This window comes from Methylobacterium goesingense, assembly GCF_022179225.1.
In the GTDB taxonomy this organism is placed as follows: Bacteria; Pseudomonadota; Alphaproteobacteria; order Rhizobiales; family Beijerinckiaceae; genus Methylobacterium; species Methylobacterium goesingense.
In genome coordinates, this window is sequence record NZ_BPQL01000031.1 from 1 (window position 1) to 9874 (window position 9874).

The window sequence follows — 9874 nt, forward strand, 5'->3', positions numbered from 1 at the left end:
GACGTGCGCGGCGCGCCCATCAGGGCGTGCGTGGCGCGCCCCGGTGCGTCAGGAAGTCGAAGTCGCAGCCCTCCGGCGCCTGCGTGACGGTGCGGCGGTAGAGGGCCTTGTAGCCCCGCTCGGGCATCGGCGGCGGCGTGAAGCCGGCCAGGCGCCGGGCGACCTCGCCGGGCTCGACCAGCAGGTCCACCCGCTTGTCCCGGATCGAGAGGCGGATGCGGTCGCCGTCGCGCACCGCCGCCAGCGGGCCGCCGACCGCCGCCTCCGGGGCCACGTGCAGCACGATCGCGCCGAAGGCCGTGCCCGACATTCGCGCGTCCGAGATTCGCACCATGTCCTTCACGCCGGCCCGGGCGAGCTTCTTCGGGATCGGCAGGTAGCCGGCCTCGGGCATGCCCGCCGCGTGCGGCCCGGCATTCTGCAGGACGAGGATGTCGTCCGCCTCCACGTCGAGATCGGGATCGTCGATGCGCCGGCTGAGGTCCTCCAGGCCCGTGAACACTACCGCACGCCCCTCCGATTCGAAGAGCTCCGGCGTCGCCGCCGCGCGCTTGAAGATCGCCCCGTCCGGCGCGAGGCTCCCCGACAGCGCGACGAGGCCGCCGACGGGCGAGACCGGATCGGAAAAGGGCCGGATCACCGCGCGGTCCACCCACCCGCCCGGCGCGTCGAGGCGCTCGGCCAGGGTCCGGCCCTCGATGTCCCGCGTGTCGAGGTGGAGCAGCGGGCGGAGTTCGCGCAGGAGCGCCCCCATGCCGCCGGCGGCGTGGAAATCCTCCATGTAGCCCTGGCCGACCGGCTTCAGGTCGACCAGCACCGGCGTCTCGTCCGAGATCTGGTTGAAGCGCTCGGGGGGTATGCGGATGCCGAGGCGCCCCGCGATGGCGGTGAGGTGCACGATGGCGTTGGTGGAGCCGGAGAGTGCCATCAGCACCCGGATCGCGTTCTCGACCGACTTCTCGGTGATGACCTGGCTCGGGCGGATCTTCGTCGCGATCAGCCGCACGGCGGCCCGGCCGCTCGCCTCGGCCGCCACGAGACGGTCGGCATGCACCGCCGGGATCGCGGCGGTGCCGGGCAGCGACATCCCCAGCGCCTCCGCGATGCAGGCCATGGTGGAGGCCGTACCCATCACCGCGCAGGTGCCGGCGGTGACCGAGAGCCGGCCCTCGACCTCGGCGATCTCCTCGGCGTCGACGCTGCCGGCCCGGTGACGAGCCCAGTACCCCCGGCAGTCGGTGCAGGCGCCGAGGCGCTCCCCGCGATGGCGCCCGGTGGACATCGGCCCGGTCACGAGCTGGATCGCCGGCAGGTCGGCCGAGGCCGCTCCCATGAGCTGGGCCGGCACGGTCTTGTCGCAGCCGCCGATCAGCACGACCGCGTCCATGGGCTGGGCGAGAATCATCTCCTCGGTGTCCATGGCCATGAGGTTGCGGTACATCATGCTGGTCGGGTTGAGGAAAACCTCGCCGAGCGACACGGTGGGAAAGGCGCGCGGCAGGGCACCGGCCGCCAGCACCCCGCGCGAGACCGCCTCGACCAGCTCCGGCATGGTGCGGTGGCAGTTGTTGAAGTCGGACGGCGTCATGGCGATGCCGACGACGGGCTTGGCGAGAAGGTCCGGCGAGATCCCCATCGAGCGGGCGAACGAGCGGCGCAGGAAGCGCGCGAAGTCGCGGTCGCCGTAGTTGGTCAGGCCCCGATCGAGTCCGTGCGGTTCGTCCGACATGGCGTGTCCTTGAGCGGCCGGTTCGCCCGGCTCCGTTCGCGTTCTGCGGGAGACGCCCGGTCCGGACAAGGTCCGGGGCTTCCGGGGGTTGCCGCGAATCTCATCCTGGGATCTCGTCATGGGCTGCGTCCTGAGGGACACTCGCGGGATGTCCGTGCGCCCTCCCCGCCGCGTCCGCCCGAAAGGCGCCGAACCATGGATGCCCTGACGCTGATCCGCGAGACCTTCGCGCCGCTGCCCGGGCGGCGCCTCATCGATATTGGCTGCGGGCCCGGAGCCCTCGCGGGGGCGCTCGCCGGGGAAGGCGCGCGCGTCACGGGGATCGACCCCAACCCGGCTGCGATCACGCAGGCCGCCGGGGCGGTCCCCGGCGCGGGGTTCGCGGTCGCCTCCGGCGCGCATCTACCCTTCGCCGAGGCCGCCTTCGACGGGGCAGTGTTCCTCAACACGCTCCACCACATGCCGGAGGCCGGCGCGGCCCTGCGCGAGGCGGTGCGGGTCGTAGCGCCCGGGGCCCGCATCGTCGTCGTCGAGCCGCTGGCGGAGGGTAGCTTCTTCACCGCGCTCCGGCCGGTGGAGGACGAGACCGCGGTTCGCCGGGCGGCGCAGGCCACCCTCGACGCCCTCGTCGCCGCCGGGGAGCTCGCCTGCGAGCGCGACGTCACCTTCGCGCGCTCCGAGACCTTCGCGGGCCTCGACCCGTTCCTGGCGCGCGTCCTGGCGACCGACCCGGCGCGGGCGGGGGCCATCGCGGAGCGCCGCGCAGCCATCGAGGCGGCCTTCCTGGCGGCGGCCAGCCGCGACGACCAAGGCCGGTTCGTCCTCGTCCAGCCCCTGCGGGCCTGCATCCTGACGGGCCGGTTCGCCTGAGACCCGCCCTCAGGGCCGGGGCGACAGGGCGCGGGCGAACACATCCGCGTCGACGTTGCCGCCCGTGCCGATGACGGCGACCGTCCGGCCGGCGAAGCGCCCCGGGTCGGCCAGGACCGCCGCGAGGGCGGCCGCACCCCCGGGTTCAAGGACGAGCTTGAGGAAGCGGAAGGCCGCCGCCATCGCCGCCAGGGCCGCGTCGTCCGTCACCGTCAGCCCCGTGGCACCGAGGCGGCGCAGCACGGCCAGGGGCCGGGCGCCCGCCACCGGACCCGCGATCCCGTCCATGAGGTGGCGGGCTCCGCCGGCCTGCGCTCCGGCACGCCGGAGGCGAGGGAGCGGGCCATCTTGTCGAGCCCGGCCGGCTCGACGACGTGGCAGTCCGCATCCGGGAACCGCGCCCGGATCGCCGTGGCGGCGCCGGCGGCGAGGCCCCCGCCGCTGCAGCAGACGAGGAGCGCGTCCGGCCGTGCCCCGAGGGCGTCGAGTTGCGCGGTGAATTCGAGCCCGGCGGTCCCCTGCCCGGCCATGACGGCGACGTCGTCGAATGGCGGCACGAGGTGCAGCCCGCGCGGCTCCGCGATGGCGCGGCAGACCGCCTCGCGGTCCTGCACGGCCGGATCGTAGAGCACGACCTCGGCCCCTCACCAGCGGCAGTTCTCCACCTTGATCGCCGGGGCGGTGGTGGGCAGCACGATCACCGCCGGGCAGCCGGCCTCCCGCGCCGCCGCCGCCACCGCGTGGCCATGGTTGCCGGCCGAATACGTGATGACGCCCCGCGTCCGCGCGCCGTCCCCGAGCTGCAGCATCGCGTTGAGGGCGCCCCGGAACTTGAACGACCCCGTGCGCTGGAGCGCCTCGGCCTTCACGAGCACCCGGCAGCCGGCCAGGGCGTCGAGCATGGGGGCGTGCAGTACGGGGGTGTGGACCACCCGCCCCGCGAGGCGCTCGGCCGCGTCCCGGATGTCGCGCATTCCGAATTCGGCCGTCATCGTCCCCTCCCGCGCTCAGCGCGCCGGCGCGTCCGCCTCGAGGTCCCTGCCCCGGGTTTCCGGCATGAGGAAGGCCGCGAGCGTCCCCACGATGCTGAAGGCCACGAGGTAGTAGGCCGGGGCCAGCTTGTCGCCCGACAGGACGATGAGCTTGTTCACGACGTAGTTCGTGCTGCCGCCGAAGACCGAGACCGAGAAGGCGTACACGATGGAGAGGCCCGCGCTGCGCACCGCACGCGGCAGGGATTCGGGGATCGCCACGATGATCGCCGCCGCGTTGATCGAGGAGAGGGCCGAGAGCAGGAAGGTTACGGCATAGACCGAGGGGCCCGTCGGGTCGCGCACGAGCCACGCGAAGGCCGGCACGGTCAGCACCACGATGAGGGCGCGGGGCCAGATCATTACCGCGCGCCGGCCGAACCGGTCGGCGAGCCAGCCGCCGAGCAGCGGAAAAACGATGGAGGCGAGCCCGAGGGCGATCGGCACGGCGGTGGAGACCGTCTCGGTCAGCCCGAGGGTGGCCTGGGCGTAGACCGGCATGTTGGTGCCCACCGCGTTCGAGACGGTGGAGGCCGCGATGATGAGGAAGGTCAGGACCAGCATCCGGCCGTGCTCGCGCACGAGGCGCCGGACCACCGCGAGGGTCGATTCGGCCGCGGCCGGATCGGCGTGCGCGCCGGCCGTCTCCGGCAGGTGGCTGCGGATGATCAGGCCGACCGGCACGACGCCGATGCCCAGCGCGAACATCACCCGCCAGCCCCAGTTCGCCATGGCGTCGTCGCCCACCGCATAGGTCAGGACCGAGGCGACGAGGCCGGCGATCAGCGCGGCGCAACCCTGGCTGGCGATCTGCCAGCTCGCCACGAAGCCCCGGTGCTTCGGGGGCGCGGCCTCCAGGAGGTAGGCGGTGGAGGGCCCGACTTCGCCCCCGAGCGCCAGCCCCTGGATCAGCCGGCCCACGATGACGATGATCTGCGACCAGCCCCCCAGGGTTTCGTAGCCCGGGGCGGCCGCCAGCATCACCATGCCGACGGCCATCAGCGCGATGGTGATCAGCATGGCGGGCTTGCGCCCCGCCCGGTCGGCGAAGGCCCCGATGAGGATGCCGCCGATGGGCCGCATGACGTAGCCGATGCCGAACAGGGCCAGGGAGGCGAGCAGGCTGTCGGTGGCGTTCTGGGACGGGAAGAACGCCTCGCCGATGGGCTTGGCGAAGAAGGCGTAGATCGTGAAGTCGTAGAACTCGAGGGCGTTGCCGAGCACCACGGCGGCGACCGCCTTGCGTTCGAGGCGCGGCGCCGCCCCGGTCGTCCCGCCCGTCCCCATCGTCATGCCCTCGCGCGCCCCCATTTCGACAGCCTTCATGGCACCGGCACGTCCTGCGTCAGGGCGTCGACGGAGAGCAGGTAGTCCAGCAGCGCGTCCTGGTCGCCGCGGGTGTAGCCGGACGCGGCGTCGACCCAGAACGCGTGCCCCTCTCCGGTGACCCGCGCCGTGCGCGCCCGGGGAGAGGCGCGGTTGGCGGTGACGACCCGCCCACGCAGGTCCCGGTCCACCAGGGCGCGCAGGCTGTTGCGCGGATCGGGCGCGCGACCGCGATCGAGGGTCCCGGGCACGCCGAGCTGATCGGCGGGATCCGCGCCCACCGCCACGCCACCGTCGTGCAGGTAGGGCGCCGACCAGGCGAGACCGACGAGGTTCGGGACCTTGTAGCCGCCCTCGGTCCCGGCATGGGCCCAGCCGAGCTGGACCTGCTTCAGGGCCTCGCCCTCCAGGGGGATCGGTACGATCTTCGGGTCGGCCGGCAGTGGGAACGGCGTGTCGGTCGCGAACATCGCCGGGGGGGCGAGGCGCGCCTCCATCCGGCCCCCGGCCCGGGCGCGGGTCGGCTCGGTGCCGATCTCGCTCACCGGCACGATCCGGTTGTTGGTCAGCGCCGGGCCGGAATGGCAGCCGGCGCACCCGGCGCGCGCAAACACCGCGCGCCCCGCATCCGCCCCCGCCTTCGGGGCGTCGGGCGGCCGCAGGAGGTTCTGGAACGCCGACATGGCGTTGTTGGCGAAGTTCGCCGGCTCCCCGGGCGCGGAGGCGAACAGCCCGTTGTCGGTCATGTAGTTCGTGGCGGGAAAGCTCGGCAGGACGGCGTATCGGTTGAGGCCGGGCGAGCCCGGCGTCGGATCGAAGGCGGCCAGGATCGCACGTGGGCTCCTGTCGCCCTTCGGATCGTAGCGCAGGCCCGGATTCACCGCCCCCTGGAACAGGATGCCGAGGTAGAGGTCCGGATCGAGGCCGAACAGCCAGGGTGCGGCGGCCGCGAGCTGCGTCGTGTCGGAATTGGCCGCGTGCACGTTGTTGTTCAGGGACGACAGGCCGTGGAAGGGCCCCACCGCCTCGCGCCCGCTCCAGCTGTAGGGCTCGCCATAGGCCGAGAAGCTCGACGGGATCGAGGTCGGGTTCGTGACCCGGTCGGCGGAGGAATCGAAGCTGCCCGGCGGCCAGCTTGCGACCTCCACCTTGGCCGCCGCCTCCAGTTTGTCCCGGTCCGGCAGCACCGCGGTTCGACCATCGGCCGTCCGAACCGTCCGCGACGGGTCGCCGGCCACAGCCGCGAGGTCGACGCTGCCGTGCATGAAGTAGGCGGAGGCGTTGGCCGAGAGGGCGAGGAGCAGGCCGGCATTGAGGTCGGCGTTCGGCGCTCCTTCCACCATCCGCCCGGTCCGGGGATCGACCGCCGCGTGGCAGAGGGCGCAGGTGATGCCGAGGCGCAGGTGGCCCCGGTCGTAGAAGGTCTTCAGGCCGACGATGCCGAGGCCGCGCTTCTCCACGTCGAGGCCGGTCGAGACGAGGTCGCCCTTGCGCCACTGGCGGTCGCCGATCCGCACGTCCTGGGCGACCCGGACCTGAAGGTCGTTCGTGGCCTGCCCGCCGAGCAGCAGCACGGCGCGGGCGACCTCGTAAGGCGTTAGGGCGCCGTCGAGCATCCCCATCACGTCGGTAAGGAAGACCTCGTTGCCGAAGGTCTCGGTGTAGAAGGCCTCTCGCCCGCGCGCGACCACGGCCGCGTCGATGGCGAAGGCGCCGTTCTCGGGCGACAGCGTCCGACGCCCCGCCTCGCTGGTGCCGAGCGTCTCCGCCTCCTCCCGGCCGATCCGGCGCCCGAGGAGATCGTAGGCGGTCCGGATCGGATAGCGGTCGGGGTTCGCCAGGGTCTCGCGCGCCGGCATCGGCGCGTAGCTGAATCGGCCCAGACCGGCGAGGGCGGCTCCGGCGGCGAGGACGACGACGGTGCCGAGGACAAGAAAGCGGGAACGCATGCCGAGGTTGGGATCTGCCGAGGTTGGGATCTCCGGCCTGCAGAGGCCGCCGGACAACGGATGCCGGCGGCGTCGGTTCGATGACAGATGCGCGAGGCGCCTCAGCGGCACGCGACGGCGATCAGTGCGGTCGAGGGAATACGCAGGGTCACCTGGCCGGCGGCCATCCGGCGCGCCTCGGCAACCACCGCCGCCTGATCCGCCGCGTCCAGGCCGGTCCAGTCCGGCGACAGGCCGAACACGGTCTCCGGGTCGGCGAGCGCCGCGACGTCGAGCACGTAGTCGTGGACGACCACCGCGATCTCGGGATCGCGGTAGCCGGCGGCGACGAGTTCGCGCGCGAAATCCTGTGGCGTGCTCAGCGCCCGCACGGCCTCGGGCATCGGCAGGCCAGCGCGCTTGGGGAACAGCGTCCGGCGTATCCGGCCGAGCAGCAGGAAGCTCGCCGCGCCCTCGTCCCGCCACGTCGCGACGACGCCGGTCCCGCCGGGGCGGGTCACCCGCGCCATCTCGGACAAGCCCCGGCGCCAGTCGGGGAACATGATCACGCCGAAGATCGAGAAGACCGCGTCGAAGGCCCCGTCGGGCAACGCCAGGGCCTGTCCGTCCATCACCCGGGTCTCGACGTTCGGCAGGCCCGCCGCCGCGATGCGGGCCACCATCCCGGGCGAGAAATCCGTCGCGAGCACCTGGGCCCCGGTCCGCGCGGCCGCCCGCGCCAGGGCGCCGGTACCGGCCGCCACGTCGAGCACCCGGCTGCGGGCATCGAGGGGGACCCGCGCGAGGGCGGCCTCCGCGAAGCGGGCGGTGAAGGGATGGGCGGTCGCCTCGTAGTGCCGCGCGACCGTGTCCCAACGCTCGGGGTCTTCGAATGCCCGCATACCAGCTCCTCCCTATCATGCAACATTAGAAGTATCGTGATCGTGCGGCTTTGCCAATCCCGGGCGCCGTGCGAAGGGTCGAGCCGTGCGTCACGACACCCGCCTCTCGCGAATGCTCCACGTGCTGCTTCACATGGCGCGGCACGACGGGCCCATGACCTCCGACGCGATCGCCCGGATGCTCGGGACCAACCCCGTGGTCGTGCGCCGGACGATGGCGGGCCTGCGCGAGGCCGGCTACGTGCGCTCCGACAAGGGCCATGGCGGCGGCTGGGCGATCGTGGCCGACCTGGAGGCGGTGTCGCTGCTCGACATCCACCGCGCGGTCGGGGGGCCCCGCCTCTTCGCGATCGGCAACGCGCATCCGAACCCGGATTGCGCGGTCGAGCGGGTGGTCAACGCCGCCGTTGAAGACGCGCTGCGGGACGCCGAGGCGCTGCTGGTCGCGCGCCTGGGCCGTGTCAGCCTCGCCGAGCTGGCGCGCGGCTTCGACGCGTGCTGCCGGGCCGCTCCCGAGGAGGCCGGCAGCGTCTAGGCCTCGGCGAGTAGGCCCTCCATCCGGGCCTGGAGGGCCGCGCTGGCCTCCGCCGAGAAGGCGAGGCCGAGCTTGGAGCGGCGCCAGAGCACGTCCTCGGCGGTGCGGGCCCATTCCTGCGTCATCATCCAGCGCAGCTCGCCCGCGTGCAGGCCGTGGCCGAGGTCGTCGCCCAGCGCCTCGGCGATGCGCAGGGCGTCCGTCCCGTAGGCCGCGACCATGCGGCGGACGGTGCCCGGCGCGAGCCCGGGGACCGCGCGGGCGAGTCGGCCCTCGACGTCGCCGACGGCATCCACCGGGAAATCGCCGCCCGGCAGGGGTGCCGTCCCGGTCCAGGAGCCGCCGCGCGTGCCGAGATGGGCGCCGATCTCCGCCAGGGCGTCCTCGGCGAGCCTGCGGTAGGTCGTGATCTTGCCGCCGAAGATGTTGAGCACGGGCGCCTGGCCCCCCGCCCCTTCCGTCCGCAGAACGTAGTCGCGCGTCGCCTCCTGCGCCCTCGACGCCTTGTCGTCGAAGAGCGGGCGCACGCCCGCGAAGGTCCAGACGATGTCGGCACGGCGCAGCGGCTTTGCGAAGTATTCGCTGGCGGTCGCGAGGAGGTACTCGGTCTCTTCTTCCGTGATGGCCGCGTCCGCCGGGTCGCCCGAGAAGTCCTGGTCGGTGGTGCCGACCAGGGTGGTGTCGTTCGCGTACGGAATGGCGAAGATGATCCGCCCGTCCGCGTTCTGGAAGATGAAGGCGCGGTCGTGCTCGTAGAGCTTGCGCACCACGATGTGCGAGCCCTGCACGAGGCGCACGTGGCGGGCCTCGCTCCGGCCCATGGGGCCCTGGATCACCCGGTCGACCCACGGCCCCGCCGCGTTGACGAGGAAGCGGGCCGCCACCGTCTCCTCGCGGCCGGAGCGCAGGTCGCGCAGCACCACGTGCCAGAGGTCGCCCGCGCGGCGGGCGGACACGACGCGGGTGCGCACCGCGATCTCCGCTCCCCTGTCCCGCGCGTCGCGGGCGTTGAGGACGACGAGGCGGGTGTCGTCCACGCTTGCGTCCGAATACTCGAAGCCGCGCCGGAACTCGGGCTTGAGGGACGCGCCGAGCGGCCCCGTCAGGTCGACCCGGCGGGTGGCGGCCAAGCGCTTTCGACCGCCGAGATGGTCGTACAGGAAGAGCCCGAGGCGCAGCAGCCAGGCTGGCCGCAGGCCCGCACGCAGAGCCGGCCGCAGGCCCGCATGCAGGGGCAGGATGAAGCGAAGCGGGCGCACGATGTGGGGCGCGATGCGCCAGAGCACCTCGCGCTCGGCCAAGGCCTCGCGCACCAGACGGAACTCGTAGTGCTCGAGGTAGCGCAGGCCGCCGTGGATGAGCTTCGTCGACCAGGCCGAGGTGCCGCTGCCGAGGTCGTTCTGTTCGGCGAGGATCACCGCGTAGCCTCGTCCGGCCGCGTCCCGCGCGATGCCGCAGCCGTTGATTCCCCCGCCGATGACGGCGACGTCGAACGTGCGCATGGGCCCTTCCCTCTTTCGCGTCGCCGCCGTGCCGGGCCTCCGCGGGCCGCC

At 73.2% G+C, this 9874-nt stretch carries 7 protein-coding genes and 1 pseudogene; 2 read left to right on the forward strand and 6 right to left on the reverse strand.

Features of this window, described 5'->3' with window-relative positions:
• Positions 1-19: 19 nt before the first annotated feature.
• On the reverse strand, positions 20-1729 hold the full coding sequence (locus MFF30_RS07170) for an IlvD/Edd family dehydratase (protein WP_238278239.1): 1710 nt from the start codon (positions 1727-1729) through the stop codon (positions 20-22).
• A gap of 195 nt (positions 1730-1924) precedes the next feature.
• Here MFF30_RS07170 and MFF30_RS07175 point away from each other — a divergent pair, with 195 nt between their 5' ends.
• On the forward strand, positions 1925-2599 hold the full coding sequence (locus MFF30_RS07175) for a class I SAM-dependent methyltransferase (RefSeq protein ID WP_238278240.1): 675 nt from the start codon (positions 1925-1927) through the stop codon (positions 2597-2599).
• A gap of 9 nt (positions 2600-2608) precedes the next feature.
• Here MFF30_RS07175 and MFF30_RS07180 read toward each other — a convergent pair.
• The 4 genes and pseudogenes from MFF30_RS07180 to MFF30_RS07195 all read right to left on the reverse strand — a co-directional run bounded on the left by MFF30_RS07180 (position 2609) and on the right by MFF30_RS07195 (position 7786).
• Positions 2609-3591: pseudogene (locus MFF30_RS07180) on the reverse strand (threonine ammonia-lyase).
• A 15-nt stretch (positions 3592-3606) separates the two neighbouring features.
• Positions 3607-4941 carry an MFS transporter gene (locus tag MFF30_RS07185; protein ID WP_373320862.1) on the reverse strand — a complete coding sequence of 445 codons (1335 nt, stop codon included), beginning with the start codon at positions 4939-4941 and terminating at the stop codon, positions 3607-3609.
• Positions 4942-4952: 11 nt separating this feature from the next.
• Complete coding sequence (locus MFF30_RS07190; RefSeq protein ID WP_238278241.1) at positions 4953-6905, reverse strand: cytochrome C oxidase Cbb3; 1953 nt, start codon at positions 6903-6905, stop codon at positions 4953-4955.
• Between the two features lie 101 nt (positions 6906-7006).
• Positions 7007-7786, reverse strand: a complete 780-nt coding sequence (locus MFF30_RS07195) for a class I SAM-dependent methyltransferase (RefSeq protein WP_238278242.1) — start codon at positions 7784-7786, stop codon at positions 7007-7009.
• An 85-nt stretch (positions 7787-7871) separates the two neighbouring features.
• Here MFF30_RS07195 and MFF30_RS07200 point away from each other — a divergent pair, with 85 nt between their 5' ends.
• Positions 7872-8321, forward strand: a complete 450-nt coding sequence (locus MFF30_RS07200) for an Rrf2 family transcriptional regulator (protein WP_238278243.1) — start codon at positions 7872-7874, stop codon at positions 8319-8321.
• On the opposite strand, the gene glpD is transcribed toward MFF30_RS07200, so the two are convergent.
• Complete coding sequence (gene glpD / locus MFF30_RS07205) at positions 8318-9823, reverse strand: glycerol-3-phosphate dehydrogenase (protein ID WP_238278244.1); 1506 nt, start codon at positions 9821-9823, stop codon at positions 8318-8320. The genes MFF30_RS07200 and glpD overlap by 4 nt on opposite strands.
• Positions 9824-9874 lie beyond the last annotated feature (51 nt).